Below are 15,653 nucleotides of genomic sequence, written 5' to 3'. Positions count from 1 at the left end.
TTACAAAATGCTACCCATTTCGGCCAGCGATCCGTGCGCGGCCCCTTGATTTTCCAGGCGTCCCATGGCAAAGCGGGCATTCTACCAGCCCCGCCGCAGCCGTCGCCACTGGCGGTGTTGCTATCTGGATAGGGCTTTCGTCACCCCGGACATGACAAAGCCGCGCAAGCGCGGCTTTCGTTGTCAAAAAAATCACCAGCCTCAGTTCGCCGCGCCCAGCGCCAGCGCGGCCTGGCGCGCCTGCTCGCCCGCTTTCTTGTCCGCCTCGCGCTGCGGCGCCGTCTTCATCGTCGGCCAGCCGATCATGTGCTGTTCCGCAATTTCCGCCATGCCCGCGATCCAGGACGGCGTTTCGTTCAGGCAAGCAATGTAGTGAAACTGCTGGCCGCCGGCCGCTTCGAAATCATGCTTGGCTTCCATGGCGATCTCTTCCAGGGTTTCCAGGCAATCGCTGGTAAAGCCGGGACACAGCAGGTCGACGCGCTTGACGCCCTGCTGGGCCAGCGCCACCAGGGTGGGCGCCGTGTACGGCTGCAGCCATTCGGCCTTGCCAAAGCGCGACTGGAAGGTCACCACGTATTGATCCTTTGTTAACTTCAACTTTTCCGCCAGCAGGCGCGCCGTCTTCAGGCACTGGCAGTGGTAGGGGTCGCCCAGCAGCAAGGTACGCTTGGGCACGCCATGAAAACTCATCACCAGCTTTTCCGGATGGCCATGCGCTTCCCAGTGGTTCAGCACGGAATCGCGCAAGGCGTCGATATACGTATCATGCTCGTGATACTGCTTGATAAAGCGCAATTCCGGCACATTGCGCACGGTAGCGTAATGGGCAAACACGGCGTCGTAGATGGAGCCCGTCGTCGTGCCCGAGTATTGCGGATAGGCAGGCAGGATGGCAATGCGCTCGCAGCCGTCGCTTTTCAGCTTGGCCAGCACCTCGGGCAAGGAGGGCGAACCATAGCGCATGGCCATGGCCACCGTCACGCCGTCGTGGCCACGCTCGGCCAGGGCGCCAGCCAGCAATTTCGCCTGCTTTTGCGTGTGTACTTTCAGGGGTGAGCCTTCCCGCGTCCAGATCGACGCATATTTCTTGGCCGACTGGCCGGAGCGGAATGGCAAAATGATCAGGTTCAAAATGAACCACCAGACGAGACGGGGAATTTCCACCACGCGGGGATCGGACAAAAATTGCTTCAGGTAGCGCCGCACGGCCGACGAGGTCGGCGCATCGGGCGTGCCCAGGTTGACCAGCACCACGGCGCTGCCGTCGATGCTGCCATGCGTGTACGGCGGTTCTGTTTGAAATGACATGAAGGCTCTTCGAAGGCGTTGGATGGATAGTCCAACCATTATAGTTACATTGCGTCAACATCGGGGAGGACGGATGTTGAAGCAATTCACCCATAGCAAAGACTGGGGTCAGTCAATGCGTGATCGCAATGCGCCCCACTGGAACGCATTGCCCCGGCGGGTCTGACCCCGGATTTAAATCGCCAGTAATTCACGCGCATGCTTGCGCGTGGTGGCCGTGATTTCCAGGCCGCCCAGCATGCGCGCCACTTCTTCCACCCTGGCCTTGGCGTCGAGCATGTCGATGCGCGACGCCGTCTTGCCATTGTCCAGGGTGCTTTTTGCCACCTGGAAATGCTGATTGGCCTGGCTGGCCACTTGCGGCAAGTGGGTCACGCACAATACTTGCCTGCCCTGCCCCAGGCGTTTCAACAGGCGCCCCACCACTTCCGCGACGGCGCCGCCGATGCCGCTGTCGACCTCGTCGAAGATCAGGGTCGGCGTGGTGGTGGCGTGCGAGGTGATCACGGAAATGGCCAGCGCAATGCGCGCCAGTTCGCCGCCGGACGCCACCTTCGCCAGGGAGCGGGGCGCCGTGCCCGCATGACCGGCGACAAGGAACTCGACCTGCTCGAGCCCGTGGGCGGCCGGCTCGCACGGGTGCAGGGCGATCTCGAAGCTGCCGCCCGTCATGCTCAGTTCCTGCATGGCGCGCGTGACGGCGTGGCCCAGCTCCAGGGCGGCGGCCCGGCGCGTGGCGGACAAGCGCTCGGCCACGCCACGGTATTCGGCCTCGATCTTCGCTTCCTGGCGCAGCAAGCCTTCGATATCGGAAGCGTCGGCCAGGTGCTGCAGCTTTTCCGACAACTTGGCGTGTTCCTCTGGCAATTCTTCGGGCGTGACGCGGAATTTGCGGGCCGTGCTGTGCATGGCTTCCATGCGCGCGTCGAGTTGGTGCAGCCGCTCCGGGTCCAGCTCGACCCGGTCCAGGTAATTGTTCAGCGCGTACACGGATTCCTGTAACTGGATGCGCGACGATTCGATCAGGTCGACGATCGGCTGCAATTCCGCGTCGACGGAGACGAGCTTGCCCAGCTTCTGATTCAGTGCCGACAGTTGCGACACGATCGGATGATCTTCCGACTCGGAAATGAGGGACAGCGCTTCCTGCGCCCCTTCCAGCAGGCTGGCCGCGTGCGACAGGCGGCTGTGCTCGTTCGTAATCTCCGTCCACTCGCCAGGCTTGGCAGCCAGCTTTTCCAGTTCTCCCACTTGCCATTCCAGGCGTTCGCGCTCGTACAGCACGTTGGCGGCATTCGTTTCGAATTCCTCGCGCTGGCGCACGAGGGCGCGCCAACGCTTGTGCAGGGCCGCCACTTGCCGCGCATCTTGCTCCGCGCCAGCTTCGCGCGCCGTCGCCTGGCCGTCGAGCAAGGCACGCTGCGCCTCGCTTTTCAGCAAGGACTGGTGTGCGTGCTGGCCGTGGATGTCGACCAGCATGTCCCCCAGTTCGCGCAGCTGCGCGGCCGTGGCAGGGATGCCGTTGATGTACGCCTTCGAGCGGCCCGCATTGTCGATCACGCGGCGCAGCAGGGCGCCGCCCTCGTCATTGGAAAATTCGTTGGCCACCAGCCAGGCCTGCGCCACTTCGCTGACGGAGAAATCGGCCGTGATGTCGGCCTTGGCCGCGCCTTCGCGCACCACGCTGGCGTCGCCGCGCCCGCCCAGCGCCAGGGTCAGCGCATCGATGAGGATGGACTTGCCGGCGCCCGTCTCGCCCGTCAGCACGCTGAAGCCGGCGGAAAATTCCAGTTCAATGGTATCGACAATGACAAAATCGCGAATGGACAGTGTATGGAGCATGGCTTCTGTGGTTAGGCGGCGCACCGCGGGTTGACGTAGAGAAAACTAGTTAGCTGAGCTTGCCCTCACCCGACGGGTACTCATTCCAGTGCAATTTTTCACGCAGGGTGTTGTAGTAACTCCACCCTTCCGGATGCAGGAAGGTAATCGTGTGCGGCGAACGGCGGATGAGGATGCGGTCTTGCTGCACCAGGCTGGCAAAGGTCTGCATGTCGAAATTGACGCTGATATCGCGCCCGCGCACGATTTCCACGACGATCTGGCTGGAGTCGGGCAGGACGATGGGACGGTTCGACAGCGCATGCGGGGCGATCGGCACGAGCACGATGCCGCCCAGGGTCGGATGCAGCAAGGGTCCGCCGGCCGACAGCGAGTACGCGGTCGAGCCCGTGGGCGTGGAAATGATCAAGCCATCCGAACGCTGGTTGTACATGAAGTGACCATCGACTTCGACGCGCAATTCCGCCATGCCGGCGCCGGCGCCGCGCGAGACGACGACATCGTTGACGGCCATGCCCACGTGAATCGACTCACCGTCGCGCAGCACGCTGCCTTCGAGCAAGGTGCGGCGTTCGGCCTTGAAGCGTCCGCCGAGAATTTGCGCCAGCACGGGCAGCATGCGCTCAAGTGGAATGTCCGTCATGAAACCCAGGCGCCCTTGATTGATACCGATCAAGGGGACGTCGAATGGCGCCAGCTGGCGCGCAATGCCCAGCATCGTGCCATCGCCGCCCATGACGATGGCGCAATCGGCGGCGGCGCCGATCTCGGCCGGCGACATGGCGCGTACGCCGGGAAACGCCAGGTTCAGGTGGACGGCCGTCTCCGCCTCGAAGACCACCGTGTGGCCCAGTACCTGCAGGAAATCGACGATGCTTTTCACGGGCTCGGCAATGCCATCCGTATTCTGGCGCACGACCAGGGCGATGGTCTTGGCGCCCAGGTTGAAGCGCTCGCCCGGGGCTGGCAAGGTCGCGGCTGGCTGTTCGGTGTGTGTATCGACGGGCATAAGAGTCTCGGTAGTGAATTCGGTGGCAGGCAGCCCCAGGCTGTCGCGTCGCACGCCGGCATCGCATGATACTGTATATATCCACAGTATAGTGCGGCTGCCGTGTGCCCGCAAGGGGCGTTCTTGGTGTTGCACGCAGTGTAGCGCAGAAAAAGATTCGTCCATGCGTGCGCCAGCGCTCCCAGCAGGGACAAATCCGCTTGCAGGCGGCCTGGCGCGGCGGGACACTGGTTTCACTTTACTGTCAGGAGGTCATATGCCTACCCCACCGAGCGAACGCAAGATCAATACCGATGCAAAGGTCAAGAATGACGGCGTCGACCGCCTGCCGCACGAGCGCGATGAATCGCCCGATGCGCAAAACGTGCGTCCGCGCAAAATCATGCAGCAGGCGGCCAGCGACCTGGAACGCGGCCTGGTCGACACGGACCGCCACGCGCAGCCCGGCGTGGAAAAGGTCAAGCCGGCCGCACCACAACAGGCCCGTCCCGACGCGCAGCTGGAACCAAAGAAAGCGCGCTGAATCGAACTGTCAGGCACCACGATCTTTCCGGAGAATGCCATGCATCGTTACGTCTGTTCATGCCTGCTGGCCGCTGTCTGCGGCACCACGCTCGCCCAGGCGCCCGCCATGCCCGTGGGCTTTGGCCCGCAACCCGCCCTGCCCGCGCCGAACAAGCAGTTCATCCCCACCGTCAACGTGGCGCCCGTGCAGCGCTGGACGGCCGCGCAGCGCCCCGTGGTTGCCGCCGGCCTGGCCATCCAGGCGTATGCGCGCGACCTCGACCATCCGCGCTGGCTGTATGTCTTGCCGAACGGCGACGTGCTCGTGGCGGAAACGAATGCCCCGCCAAAACCGGACGACAGCAAGGGCATCAAGGGCGCCATCATGCAGATGCAGATGAAAAAGGCGGGCGCCGCCACGCCCAGCGCCAACCGCATCACCCTGCTGCGCGGCATCGACGCGAATGGCGTGGCGCGAACGCGCAGCGTCTTCCTGCAAGGACTGCACTCGCCGTTCGGCATGGCCCTGGTGGGCAACGAGTTGTATATCGCCAATGCGGACGCCTTGATGCGCTTTCCTTACGTTACCGGGCAAACGGCCATCACGGCGCCGGGCGTCAAAGTGCTGGATTTGCAGGGCGGCACCATCAATCACCACTGGACCAAGAACGTCATCGCCAGCGCCGACGGCAAGTTTCTCTATGTGTCCGTCGGCTCGAACAGCAATGTGGGCGAGAACGGCATGTCGGCCGAAGATGGCCGCGCCGCCATCTGGCAGGTCACGCGCGCCACGGGCAAGGCACGCGTGTACGCGACGGGCTTGCGCAATCCGAACGGCATGGCATGGCAACCCAAAACCGGCGCGCTGTGGACGGCCGTCAATGAACGCGACGAGCTGGGCAACGACCTGGTGCCCGACTACATGACCTCCGTCAAGGACGGCGCCTTCTATGGCTGGCCCTACAGTTATTTCGGCCAGCATGTCGATGCGCGGGTCAAGCCGCCGCGCCCCGAACTGGTGGCCACCGCCATCGCACCCGACTACGCGCTGGGCGCGCACACGGCCTCGCTGGGCCTCGCGTTCTATGACGGCGCCTTGCTGCCCGCCCACTACCGGGGCGGCGCCTTTATCGGCCAGCATGGCTCGTGGAACCGCAAGCCTTTCAGCGGCTATAAAGTCATTCATGTACCCTTCGCCAACGGCATGCCCAGCGGACCACCGCAAGATGTCGTCAGCGGGTTCCTGGACGAGAATGGCAAGGCGCAAGGGCGCCCCGTCGGCGTGGCCGTCGACAAGGCGGGCGCGCTGCTGGTGGCGGACGACGTGGGCAATGTCATCTGGCGCGTGACGCCGGCCCGTTGAACCTCCATCTGCCACAGTGTGACGCAACGAACGGAAGCGCAAGGGTGGGACGCGCATGATGGACGCTCGAACCACGCAAGGAGTACATCATGAAAAAAACAGGATCAGCCGTCTGGAGTGGCGGCCTTAAAGATGGCAAAGGGTTTATTTCCACCCAAAGCGGCGCGCTCGACAATGTGGCTTACGGCTTCAACACGCGCTTCGAGGACGGTCCCGGCAGCAATCCGGAAGAACTGATCGGCGCCGCCCATGCGGCCTGCTTCACCATGGCCCTGTCCGGCCAGCTGGGCGAGGTGGGCCTGCACGCTACGGCCCTGAAAACCACAGCCGATGTCAGCCTGGAAAAAATCGACGGCAGCTATGCCATCACGGCCGTGCACCTGACCCTGGTGGCCAGCATTCCCGGCGCCACCGAAGAAGCGTTCCAGGATGCGGCCCTGCGCGCCAAGCTCGGCTGCCCCGTGTCCAAATTGCTGGCCACGGAAATCACGCTGGACGCCCGTTTGGAGTAAGCAAGCCGCCGTACACCGCCCCCGTGCCAGCAGGCAGCCGGGGCGGTCTCGGCAAGAAAGCCGTAAAACGCATAAAATCCTGCCATTCCCCTATTACCCTCAAGGATTCACGATGCGTATTTTGCACACCATGTTACGGGTCGGCGACCTGCAGCGCTCCATCGATTTTTACACCAAGGTCCTGGGCATGACATTGCTGCGCACCAGCGACAACCCGGAGTACCAGTACACGCTGGCCTTCGTCGGCTACGGCTCGAATCCCGACCACGCGGAACTGGAATTGACGTACAACTATGGCACCACCAGCTACGAGCTGGGCACAGCCTATGGCCACATCGCCATCTCGGCCGACGATATCGTCGCCGCCTGCGACGCAGCACGCGCGAATGGCGGCAACGTCACGCGCGAACCGGGCCCCGTGAAAGGTGGCAACACCGTCATCGCCTTCATCACCGACCCGGACGGCTACAAGATCGAATTGATCGAGCGCCAGTTCGACGGCCAGGGCGGCGGCCTGTAATAGTTCAACCTGGCTCGGCGGCCTGTGCAATGGCCGCGCGTAGCCAGGCGATGCCCGCATCGCCCTCCGTGCGGCGGTGCCGTATCACTTCAAACGCAAACGGCGCGATGGCAAACGGCGCCGTGTACAGCGCCAGCCCTTGCGCCGCGCTTGCCTGCAAGGCGCGCCGCGCTTGCCTGCAAGGCGCGCCGCGCCACCGTCAGGATCAAGTCCGTCCCCCTCACGACCTCCGGTGCGACCGTCCAGTACGGCACACGCACGGCGATGCGGCGCGTCCGGCCCAGCTGGGCCAGGGCCGCGTCGACTTCGGCCGCCATGCCGCCTTCGCTGGAGGCCACCAGTACATGGGGACGCGCCAGATAGGTGTCCAGACTCAAGGTTTCGCCGTCTGCCAGGCTGGCCGGATCGAGCGCGCAGATGAACGTTTCCTCAAATAGGGTTTCTCTATGTAACTGCTCGGGCAGTTGTGGGAACACGCCCAGCGCCAGGTCGATCTCGCCATCCTGCACGCCGGCGATCACGGCCGGGCGGCTGGCATAGCTGACGGCCAGGTCGATGCCGGGCGCCTCCACGCGCAAACGCCGCAGCAAAGCGGGCAAGAGCAATGCCGCGCCGTAATCGGACATGGCCAGGCGAAACACGCGCTGCGCCGTGGCCGCCTCGAAGACGGCGCCGCCCAGCACGGAGCGCACGCTTTGCAGGGCTTCGGCCAGCGGCCTCGCCAATGCCAGGGCGCGCGCCGTGGGCTGGAAGCCACCCTTGCCGCGCAGCAGCAGCGGGTCGTCGAGCAGATGGCGCAAGCGGGCCAGCGCATGGCTGACGGCAGGCTGGCTCATGTGCAGGCGCTCCGCCGCGCGCGACAAATGGCGCTCGCTGAGCAGCGCTTCCAGGATCACCAGCAAGTTCAAATCGACGGCGCGCAGATTATTCATTTGGTGCATAGTTAGCTGACAAACTACGAATTGGATTTAATCACAGCAGCATAATACGATGATCCCATCAACTCAACTGCGGGAGTCACACATGCATGGATGGATCACCGTATTTGCCCCGCTGGCCATGCTGGCCGGCGCCGTCGTTCCTTTCCAGGCGGGCGCGAATGCCGCGCTGGGCCGCAACCTGGGCCACCCGCTGTGGGCCACGCTCGCCTCGCTGGCCGTCAGCGCCGTGCTGGCGTCGCTCGTGATGCTGGTCTGGCGGGTGCCGGCGCCCGATGTCCACCTCGCCATGCGGGGACCGGGCTGGTCCTGGCTGGGCGGGGCGGCCGGCGTGTTCTACATTACGGCCGCGCTGATGCTGGCGCCGCGCATGGGTTCCGGTCCCTTCATGGCGGCCGTCATCGGCGGACAAATGCTGGCCGCGCTGGCCATCGACCGCTACGGCTTGCTGGGCTTTGCCGTCAAGCATATTTCTCCGCTGCACTGGGCTGGCGCGGGCCTGGTGGTGGCCGGTGTCGTACTCACCCAGATCGCCAACAGCCGCGCCGTGTGAAAACACGTCAAGACGAGAAAGAACCAGCGCCGTCACCGGTGCTGGTTTTCATTCAGAGCAAGACCGCGCCTACTTGTCGAGCAAGGCGTTGACCGGCATCAAATCCGTTTCCTTCAGGGTGCCGGCCGCCGCCTTCAGGCGCAAGCCGTTCATGATGGTGTCGTAGCGGGCTTTCGACAGGTCTTTCTGCGTCGAGAACAATTGTTTCTGCGCATTCAAGACGTCGATATTGATGCGCACGCCCACTTGATAGCCAAGCTGGTTCGACTCGAGCGCCGACTTGCTCGACACTTCCGCCGCTTCCAGCGCCTTGACCTGGGCCAGGCCGCTGTTGACGCCAAGGAAAGCCTGGCGCGCGCCTTGCGATGCCGCGCGGCGTGCCGTTTCCAGGTCGTTGCGAGCCTTGTTTTCCAGCGCGATCGATTCGCGCACCTTGCTGGTGACGGCAAAGCCACTGAAGATCGGGATGCTCCACTGCACGCCAATGGCATTGTTGTTATTGCCGTTGCCATTGCCGCCACCCGATGAATAGGTATGGCCCGTGTTGGCGATCAGGTCCAGGGTCGGGTAGTGGCCGGCGCGGTTGCGGCCGATGTCGCGCTTGGCCGATTCCACATTGAACTGGGCCGTGACGACGCCATAGTTCTGCTCTTCGGCGGACGACACCCACGGTTCGACGGCGGCTGGTTCCGGCGCGCTGATGACCACGCCCGTGCGCATCGGCGCCAGATTCGTTGGCGCCTCGCCGATGATGGTTTGCAAGGCGCTGCGCTTGTTGGCCAGGTCATTGATGGCGGCAAACTCCTGCGCCACCACCAGGTCGTAGGCCGCTTGCGCTTCGTGCGTGTCGGTAATCGTTTGCGTGCCGACTTCGAAATTGCGCTTGGCCGATGCCAGCTGCTCCGTCGTGGCGACCTTTTGCGCCTGCGTGGCGCCCAGGTTGTCCTGCGCGCTCAGCACATCGAAATACGCCTGCGCCACGCGGGTGATCAAGTCTTGCTGGACTTGCGCAAATTGCGCTTCAGCAATCGCTTGCGCCAGCTTGCTTTGCTGATAGGTTTCCCAATGGTCCCAGCGGAACAGCGGCTGTGCCAGGGTCAGGTTGTAGCTGTTCGTGCGCACGTTCACGGATGGCGAAGTGATCTTGTTGCCGCCATTGTTCTGGACGATTTGCTCCTGATTGCCGCGCGTATTGCTGCCCGACGCAGAGATTTGCGGCAGCAAGCCTGCCAGCCCCTGCGGAACCCGCTCCATCCCGGCCGACAGGGCCGCGCGCGCGCTGGCGTACTGCGCGTCATTGGCCAGCGCCTGCTGGTACACCTGGATGAGATCGGCCGCCTGCGCTTGCAGCGAGCATGTCATCGAGACAAAGGCGCTGGTCATCAGCACGGCGATAAGGGGTTTCCGCATTGCATTTCTCCGTTGGAGTCGTCAAAAGTTGATGGAATCAAAAATCTGCTACCGCTTGCCTTGCGCCCGCCAGGTGAGCGGGGTACAGGCCTCCGCAGGCATGCAGGAAAACATGCCTGGGTGCATCTACTGCAACTTAACTTAGTATTTAGGCATTGCGCTGTCGACTTGCAGCGCCCAGGCATGCACGCCGCCCGTCAAATTACTGATCTTGCCAAAACCATTGCGCTCCAGGAAGGCCGCCACCTGCATGCTGCGCATGCCGTGATGGCAGATGCAGACGATCTCGGCATCTTCATCGAGGTCATCGATGCGCGCAGGAATCGAGTTCATCTGCATCAAGGTGGCACCGTCGAGGTGGCACAGGTCGAACTCCCACTGTTCCCGCACATCCAGCAACAACGGACGCGGGCGGGAAGGGTCAGCCAGCCAGGCGGCCAGCTGCGGTGCACTCAAATGCTCCATCGAATCGGTCGCCTCAGAACTGGAAATGCGACGGTGCCACGGCTTGCAGCGGCGTGACATTGGTTTCAAACAACTTGCGCGTGTCATAAGCCTTGTCCGAGCTGCGCGTGATCAGGTGCGCCGACATGATAGGCGCTTCGCCGATGATGGCCAGGATGCGGCCGCCGACTTTCACTTGTTGCAACAATGCTTCCGGCAACACGGCCAGGGCGCCGGACACGACGATCACGTCGTACGGTGCGCCCTTGCTCCAGCCCTGGGCGCCGTCGCCCAGTTCCACGGTGACATTCGTCACGCCGTTGGCGGCCAGGTTCTGTTCGGCCAGCGCTTTCAATTGGGGCACGATTTCCACCGTCGTCACATGACGCGCCTTGTGCGCCAGCAAGGCGGCCATGTAACCGCTGCCGGCACCGATCTCCAGCACATTTTCATGCTTCTTGACGGCGACGTCTTGCAAAATGCGCGCTTCCAGCTTCGGCGTGAACATGTATTCGCCGCCGCCCAGCGGAATTTCCGTATCGACGAAGGCCAGGTTTTTATAGGCAGCCGGCACAAAATCTTCACGCTTGACCACGTTCAACAGCTCCAATACGTCGATATCCAGTACGTCCCATGGACGGATCTGCTGTTCGATCATATTGAAGCGGGCTTGTTCGATATTCATCTTTGGACTCGGTAAGTGAAATAATAATCCGCCATTTTATCGTTGAACTGGCTGAAAGCACATGTTAACCATAAAGGCGGGAAATGGAGGAAATTTGCGACGATCTGCAGATTTGAGGGGGTGAACCTTGGAAAAGGGGCAACTGAACGGTGGAGGCAAGCTCCGCATATCAACTTTTCCCGGGCGCCTCCACCTGCAGGCTGCGCAAGCTCATGTCGATAAAGGCGTCCATATAGGCGGCGGGATCGATGTTCTTGACCTCGCACGGCAGGAAGGAGTGCGTCCACATCATCAGCATGGTGACGGGCGCGCTGAGGATGGTGCTGACCAGCACGGGATCGACCTGGCGAAATTCGCCGCGCTGCATGCCCCGTTCCAGCAGGCTGACGATCAGCCCATTGCCGCGCGCGACGACCTCTTCGTTGTAAAACTGCGCCAGTTCCGGAAAATTGTTCGCTTCGGCCAGCATCAGCTTGGTCAAACCGGCCAGCTTGGTGGCGCCGAATTCTTCCCACCACTGCATCATCACCTTGCGCAACAGCTCGGCGCTGCTGCTGTCCGAGGCGGCCATGCTGTCTTCCGCCTCGCCGATGGAATGCACGATATTGTCGCGCACCACGGCCTTGAACAGCTCTTGCTTGTTCTCAAAGTACAGGTACAGGGTGCCTTTCGACACACCAGCCCGCTTGGCCACATCCTCCAGGCGCGTCGATGCGAAGCCCCGTTCGACAAACAGGTCGAGGGCGGCGGCGAGCAATTCCTGTGGGCGGGCATCCTTGCGCCGCTCCCAGCGGGGCTTGGTATCAATCGGGGCTTGCATGTATCTTTCCAAGTAACTTACTTTTGAGTCATTAATGGTAGACCGGTCTACCGTCAAGGTCAAGCGCTGGCCACGCGCACAGCCCGGAACAGCGCGCACGCCGAACACCGACATTGTACGCTCCGTGCCGGCGTTGGCGACACCTCCTCTGGCGCCGGGCCTGTAGCGCCAGGTGAACCGGAACGCGTTTCAGCCCCCCGTTTTGCGCAGTTCATCGCATTGGCGTTCAGCACAGACAGACGCTTTGCTATCTTGTCATCGACAGCACGGCAGCTGCGGCGCGGCAGCCGGCTTTTTTTCTTGTCCTGAACTACAACAATCATAAATAAAGGAAACACCATGCGTACCTTGCTGGCCCTGTGCTGTGCCGTTGCCCTTGGCGGTTGCGCCATCGTCATCAACCCCAACGATGGCGAAGTGCGCTATGCCGACGCGGGTGGCAACGCCATCCAGGGCAACGGGCAAGTGAGCCGCCACGTGCGCCAGGTCGGCAACGTCAACACGCTCGACATCGACAGCATGAAGCGCATCGATATCAAGATCGACGTGCGCGTCGGCCCGGCAGCATCGCTGGTGATCGAAGCGGACAGCAATCTGCAAGCGCGTATCCATAGCGAAGTGAGCGGCAATACCCTGCGCATCTGGAGCGATACGGACATTCGCAGCAGCAAGGGCATCCACGTCATCTATACGACGCCGCAATTGAGGAAGATCAACATCTCCGGCTCGGGCCGCCTGGTGGCCAGCGGTTTCAATGGCGACGATTTCAGCCTGGAGCAGCGCGGTTCGATGAAGAGCGAACTGTCGGGCACGGTGGCACGCTTCGACGTGGCCAACAATGGCTCGGGCAGCATCAACGCGGCGGCTCTCGCCAGCAGCGACACGGATGCGGTGCAGAACGGTTCGGGCAACATCCAGCTGGGCAGCGTGCACGGCGAACGCATGAACGTGGCAGTCAATGGCTCGGGCAGCATCAGCGCCAGCGGCGCCGTGCAGCGCCTCGACGCCAACGTGAATGGCTCGGGCGATATCAACCTGGCCGCCCTGCACAGCGACGTTGCCTATCTGGCGAGCAACGGTTCCGGCGACATCGACGTCACCGTCCAAAATGAAGTCAATGCCCGCGCCAGCGGTTCCGGCCGCATCACTGTGCATGGCGATCCGGCCCGCCGCACCCTGTCGGGCAAGCGCGTCAGCATCGTGCGTTAAACACCGCCCTGCAACGCATGGGAGCCGGCTTGCTATACTGTCGGCTCCGCACCCGCCCGTCTGAAACCCCATGTCACCCTCTGCCCCCCTGGCATGCCGCCCATCCTGCGGCGCCTGCTGCACCGCACCGTCCATCACCAGCCCGATTCCCGGCATGCCCAATGGAAAACCTGCGGGCGTGCGCTGCGTGCAGTTGGCCGACGACAACCGCTGCAAGATCTTTGGCCAGCCGGAGCGGCCCGCCTTTTGCGGCGGCTTGCAGCCATCGGCAGACATGTGCGGCGACAGCCGCGAGCATGCGGTGCACTGGCTGGCCGAGCTGGAACGGCTGACGGCGCCCTGAGCGGCGCGGCGGCGACTGACAGATAACGGTTGACCACGTTTGCACGTTTGCGTATATTCATGCACATTCCTGCACGTTTATAAGCTCAACATGTCTGCTACCCTGCTCCTCAAACAACGCCACGCGCTGATCCAGCAACAATTGCGCGCCGACGGCCGCGTGCTGGCGCTGGACCTGGCGCGCCAGCTTGATGTTTCCGAAGATACGATACGGCGCGACTTGCGCGAGATGGCGGCGGCCGGCCTGTGCCAGCGCGTGTATGGCGGCGCCCTGCCGCTGGCGCCTGACGGCGGCAGCTTGACGCAGCGCAAGCAGGAAGCGCCGGAACGCAAAGCGCGCCTGGCGCAGGCCGCCGTTTCCCTCGTGCGCGCTGGCCAGGTGCTGTTTCTCGATGCGGGCTCGACCAACCTGGCTATCGCCAGTGCCTTGCCAGAGTTGGTGCTCACTGTCGTCACCAACGCGCCAGCCATTGCCATGGCGCTCATGGAACGTCCTGAAATCGAACTGATCATGGCTGGCGGCAGGGTCGACCGCCGCGCCGGCGCCAGCCTCGGTCCGCAGGCGCTGCGCACGGTCGAGCGCATGCATCCCGACCTGTGCTTCCTCGGCGCTTGCGGCGCCGACGCGGACGCGGGCGTGACGGCATTCAACTACGACGAGGCCGAGTTCAAGCGCAGCATCGCCGGCGCCAGCAAGGCGGTGGTGGTGGCCGTCACCAGCGACAAGCTGGGCACGGCCGCGCCCTTCGGCGTGCTGGCCACGGGCCTGCTGCAGCACCTGGTGCTGGAAGCCGATGCCGATGCGGCCCATGTGGCCGCCTTTCAACGGCTGGGCGTGCAAGTGCTGCGCGCCGGCGCCTGACGTTATCCACCCCGACCTTTGAAAAGTTCCCCCATGCATCTCACCGGCACCCTGCAACAACGCGCCACGCGCCTGGTCTTTTTCGCCGCCGGCCTCGGCATGGCCGCCTGGGCGCCTTTGGTTCCCTACGCCAAGTCGCGCCTGGGCCTCGATGAAGCCACCCTCGGCATTTTGCTGCTGTGCCTGGGCGCCGGTTCGCTGTGCGCGATGCCGTTTACGGGCATGCTGTCGAGCCGCTTCGGCTGCCGCAAGGTCATCGTCGGCGCCGGCCTGCTCTTGACCGCCATCCTGCCCGGCCTGGCGCTGGCCGCCACGCCGCTGCAACTGGGCCTGGTGCTGCTGGTGTTCGGCGCGGCCATGGGCACGTTTGACGTGGCCATCAATATCCAGGCCGTGATCATCGAAAAGGCCAATGGCGGCGCCATGATGTCGGGCTTTCATGCGCTGTTCAGCGTGGGCGGCTTCGCCGGCGCGGCCTGCATGGCCCTGCTGCTGTGGCTGGGACTGACGCCGGCCTGGTCCTGCGTGGTGGTGATGCTGCTGCTGTGCGGCGTGCTGGGCGCCGCCCAAGGCCATCTGTTGCCGACCGCGTCCGCATCCGGCGAAAAGACGCCGCTGTTCGTCATGCCGCATGGCGCCGTCATTTTCATCGGCTTGCTGTGCTTTATCGTCTTCCTGGCCGAGGGCGCCATTCTCGACTGGAGCGCCCTGTTCCTCACCACCACGCGCGGCGTGGAAGAAGCCAAGGGCGGCCTCGGCTACGCCGCCTTCGCCATCGCCATGACGCTGGGCCGCTTCACGGGTGACAAGGTGGTCAGCCGCTTTGGCGGCAAGCGTGTGCTTACTTTTGGCGGCTTGTGTGCGGCGGCAGGCTTCTTCCTGGCCGTGCTGGCGCCGCACGCCAGCCTGGCCATGGCCGGCTTCGTGCTGATCGGCCTGGGCGCGGCGAATATCGTGCCCATCCTGTTTACGGCAGCCGGCCAGCAACACGCCATGCCAGCCAGCCTGGCGGTGGCGGCCATCACGACCATCGGCTACGCGGGCATCCTGGCCGGCCCGGCCGTGATCGGCTTCATCGCCCACGCCACCAGCCTGAATATCGCCTTCGCCATGCTGGGCGCAGCACTGTTGCTGGTGGCGGCCAGCGCGCGCCTGGTGGCGCCGGCAAAACAGGCTGCCTGACCCCGCACCTTGCCTGGCGGGCAGCGGCAAAAAACCGCTGTCCTCCAGCGCCCAAATCGGCTCGCCGGGCCTCCGGCATGGTAAGCTTCGACCCCGCGCACATTGCTGGCGCCACGCGGTCACCCCCATCCTGTCACTTATACCCGT

17 protein-coding genes are annotated in these 15,653 nt (G+C 63.5%); 9 read left to right on the top strand and 8 right to left on the bottom strand.

The genetic code is table 11. The annotated features are described in order from the left end of the window. Positions 1–201 precede the first annotated feature (201 nt). The 3 genes from hemH to AC54AF_RS03810 form a co-directional block, all read right to left on the bottom strand. Positions 202–1,311 carry a ferrochelatase gene (hemH, locus tag AC54AF_RS03820; protein WP_496635463.1) on the bottom strand — a complete coding sequence of 370 codons (1,110 nt, stop codon included), beginning with the start codon at positions 1,309–1,311 and terminating at the stop codon, positions 202–204. 174 nt (positions 1,312–1,485) lie between these two features. Then, positions 1,486–3,153 (bottom strand): DNA repair protein RecN, encoded by a 1,668-nt coding sequence (gene recN, locus AC54AF_RS03815; protein WP_496635462.1) that lies wholly within the window; start codon positions 3,151–3,153, stop codon positions 1,486–1,488. A 49-nt stretch (positions 3,154–3,202) separates the two neighbouring features. After that, positions 3,203–4,162, bottom strand: a complete 960-nt coding sequence (locus AC54AF_RS03810; protein ID WP_496635461.1) for an NAD kinase — start codon at positions 4,160–4,162, stop codon at positions 3,203–3,205. Positions 4,163–4,418: 256 nt separating this feature from the next. Here AC54AF_RS03810 and AC54AF_RS03805 point away from each other — a divergent pair, with 256 nt between their 5' ends. The 4 genes from AC54AF_RS03805 to gloA all read left to right on the top strand — a co-directional run bounded on the left by AC54AF_RS03805 (position 4,419) and on the right by gloA (position 7,061). Next, the gene (locus AC54AF_RS03805) at positions 4,419–4,685 is read left to right on the top strand and encodes a hypothetical protein (RefSeq protein WP_131685715.1); all 267 of its coding nucleotides are present in this window, start codon (positions 4,419–4,421) and stop codon (positions 4,683–4,685) included. 39 nt (positions 4,686–4,724) lie between these two features. Then, positions 4,725–6,029: a PQQ-dependent sugar dehydrogenase gene (locus tag AC54AF_RS03800; protein WP_496635460.1), complete on the top strand. Its 1,305-nt coding sequence runs from the start codon at positions 4,725–4,727 to the stop codon at positions 6,027–6,029. 89 nt (positions 6,030–6,118) lie between these two features. After that, positions 6,119–6,541, top strand: coding sequence for an OsmC family protein (locus AC54AF_RS03795; protein ID WP_496635459.1), 423 nt, complete (start codon positions 6,119–6,121; stop codon positions 6,539–6,541). Between the two features lie 112 nt (positions 6,542–6,653). Continuing rightward, positions 6,654–7,061, top strand: coding sequence for a lactoylglutathione lyase (gene gloA / locus AC54AF_RS03790; protein WP_131685717.1), 408 nt, complete (start codon positions 6,654–6,656; stop codon positions 7,059–7,061). Positions 7,062–7,150: 89 nt separating this feature from the next. On the opposite strand, the gene AC54AF_RS03785 is transcribed toward gloA, so the two are convergent. Continuing rightward, complete coding sequence (locus AC54AF_RS03785; RefSeq protein ID WP_496635458.1) at positions 7,151–7,993, bottom strand: LysR substrate-binding domain-containing protein; 843 nt, start codon at positions 7,991–7,993, stop codon at positions 7,151–7,153. A 91-nt stretch (positions 7,994–8,084) separates the two neighbouring features. On the opposite strand from AC54AF_RS03785, the gene AC54AF_RS03780 reads away from it, so the two are divergent. Beyond that, on the top strand, positions 8,085–8,552 hold the full coding sequence (locus tag AC54AF_RS03780) for a DMT family transporter (protein ID WP_496635457.1): 468 nt from the start codon (positions 8,085–8,087) through the stop codon (positions 8,550–8,552). A gap of 69 nt (positions 8,553–8,621) precedes the next feature. Here AC54AF_RS03780 and AC54AF_RS03775 read toward each other — a convergent pair whose 3' ends face one another. The 4 genes from AC54AF_RS03775 to AC54AF_RS03760 all read right to left on the bottom strand — a co-directional run bounded on the left by AC54AF_RS03775 (position 8,622) and on the right by AC54AF_RS03760 (position 11,911). Continuing rightward, positions 8,622–9,962, bottom strand: coding sequence for a TolC family outer membrane protein (locus AC54AF_RS03775; protein WP_496635456.1), 1,341 nt, complete (start codon positions 9,960–9,962; stop codon positions 8,622–8,624). Between the two features lie 141 nt (positions 9,963–10,103). Beyond that, the gene (locus AC54AF_RS03770) at positions 10,104–10,427 is read right to left on the bottom strand and encodes a rhodanese-like domain-containing protein (RefSeq protein ID WP_034745954.1); all 324 of its coding nucleotides are present in this window, start codon (positions 10,425–10,427) and stop codon (positions 10,104–10,106) included. A gap of 13 nt (positions 10,428–10,440) precedes the next feature. Then, a complete protein-coding gene (locus AC54AF_RS03765) occupies positions 10,441–11,091 on the bottom strand; it encodes a methyltransferase domain-containing protein (RefSeq protein ID WP_131685720.1) in 651 nt (216 codons plus the stop codon). A gap of 169 nt (positions 11,092–11,260) precedes the next feature. After that, complete coding sequence (locus AC54AF_RS03760) at positions 11,261–11,911, bottom strand: TetR family transcriptional regulator (protein WP_131685721.1); 651 nt, start codon at positions 11,909–11,911, stop codon at positions 11,261–11,263. A gap of 339 nt (positions 11,912–12,250) precedes the next feature. On the opposite strand from AC54AF_RS03760, the gene AC54AF_RS03755 reads away from it, so the two are divergent. From AC54AF_RS03755 to AC54AF_RS03740, 4 genes are all read left to right on the top strand, one after another. After that, positions 12,251–13,120: a head GIN domain-containing protein gene (locus tag AC54AF_RS03755; RefSeq protein WP_496635455.1), complete on the top strand. Its 870-nt coding sequence runs from the start codon at positions 12,251–12,253 to the stop codon at positions 13,118–13,120. A gap of 70 nt (positions 13,121–13,190) precedes the next feature. Next, entirely contained in the window at positions 13,191–13,463 is a 273-nt protein-coding gene (locus AC54AF_RS03750; protein ID WP_496635454.1) for a YkgJ family cysteine cluster protein, read from the top strand. A 90-nt stretch (positions 13,464–13,553) separates the two neighbouring features. After that, on the top strand, positions 13,554–14,324 hold the full coding sequence (locus AC54AF_RS03745; RefSeq protein WP_496635453.1) for a DeoR/GlpR family DNA-binding transcription regulator: 771 nt from the start codon (positions 13,554–13,556) through the stop codon (positions 14,322–14,324). Positions 14,325–14,357: 33 nt separating this feature from the next. Then, positions 14,358–15,506 carry an MFS transporter gene (locus tag AC54AF_RS03740; protein ID WP_496635452.1) on the top strand — a complete coding sequence of 383 codons (1,149 nt, stop codon included), beginning with the start codon at positions 14,358–14,360 and terminating at the stop codon, positions 15,504–15,506. Positions 15,507–15,653: the final 147 nt, after the last annotated feature.

This window comes from Janthinobacterium sp. JF4 (assembly GCF_059617925.1).
Note: the sequence above shows the minus strand (reverse complement) of the source record. Positions and strands in the feature narration are given on the sequence as shown.

Excerpts from the sequence above, each read along its gene's own strand:
- hemH (WP_496635463.1), bottom strand. The coding sequence starts at position 1,311 with ATGTCATTTCAAACAGAACCGCCGTACACGCATGGCAGCATCGACGGC.
- recN (WP_496635462.1), bottom strand. The coding sequence starts at position 3,153 with ATGCTCCATACACTGTCCATTCGCGATTTTGTCATTGTCGATACCATT.
- AC54AF_RS03810 (WP_496635461.1), bottom strand. The coding sequence starts at position 4,162 with ATGCCCGTCGATACACACACCGAACAGCCAGCCGCGACCTTGCCAGCC.
- AC54AF_RS03805 (WP_131685715.1), top strand. The coding sequence starts at position 4,419 with ATGCCTACCCCACCGAGCGAACGCAAGATCAATACCGATGCAAAGGTC.
- AC54AF_RS03800 (WP_496635460.1), top strand. The coding sequence starts at position 4,725 with ATGCATCGTTACGTCTGTTCATGCCTGCTGGCCGCTGTCTGCGGCACC.
- AC54AF_RS03795 (WP_496635459.1), top strand. The coding sequence starts at position 6,119 with ATGAAAAAAACAGGATCAGCCGTCTGGAGTGGCGGCCTTAAAGATGGC.
- gloA (WP_131685717.1), top strand. The coding sequence starts at position 6,654 with ATGCGTATTTTGCACACCATGTTACGGGTCGGCGACCTGCAGCGCTCC.
- AC54AF_RS03785 (WP_496635458.1), bottom strand. The coding sequence starts at position 7,993 with ATGAATAATCTGCGCGCCGTCGATTTGAACTTGCTGGTGATCCTGGAA.
- AC54AF_RS03780 (WP_496635457.1), top strand. The coding sequence starts at position 8,085 with ATGCATGGATGGATCACCGTATTTGCCCCGCTGGCCATGCTGGCCGGC.
- AC54AF_RS03775 (WP_496635456.1), bottom strand. The coding sequence starts at position 9,962 with ATGCGGAAACCCCTTATCGCCGTGCTGATGACCAGCGCCTTTGTCTCG.
- AC54AF_RS03770 (WP_034745954.1), bottom strand. The coding sequence starts at position 10,427 with ATGGAGCATTTGAGTGCACCGCAGCTGGCCGCCTGGCTGGCTGACCCT.
- AC54AF_RS03765 (WP_131685720.1), bottom strand. The coding sequence starts at position 11,091 with ATGAATATCGAACAAGCCCGCTTCAATATGATCGAACAGCAGATCCGT.
- AC54AF_RS03760 (WP_131685721.1), bottom strand. The coding sequence starts at position 11,911 with ATGCAAGCCCCGATTGATACCAAGCCCCGCTGGGAGCGGCGCAAGGAT.
- AC54AF_RS03755 (WP_496635455.1), top strand. The coding sequence starts at position 12,251 with ATGCGTACCTTGCTGGCCCTGTGCTGTGCCGTTGCCCTTGGCGGTTGC.
- AC54AF_RS03750 (WP_496635454.1), top strand. The coding sequence starts at position 13,191 with ATGTCACCCTCTGCCCCCCTGGCATGCCGCCCATCCTGCGGCGCCTGC.
- AC54AF_RS03745 (WP_496635453.1), top strand. The coding sequence starts at position 13,554 with ATGTCTGCTACCCTGCTCCTCAAACAACGCCACGCGCTGATCCAGCAA.
- AC54AF_RS03740 (WP_496635452.1), top strand. The coding sequence starts at position 14,358 with ATGCATCTCACCGGCACCCTGCAACAACGCGCCACGCGCCTGGTCTTT.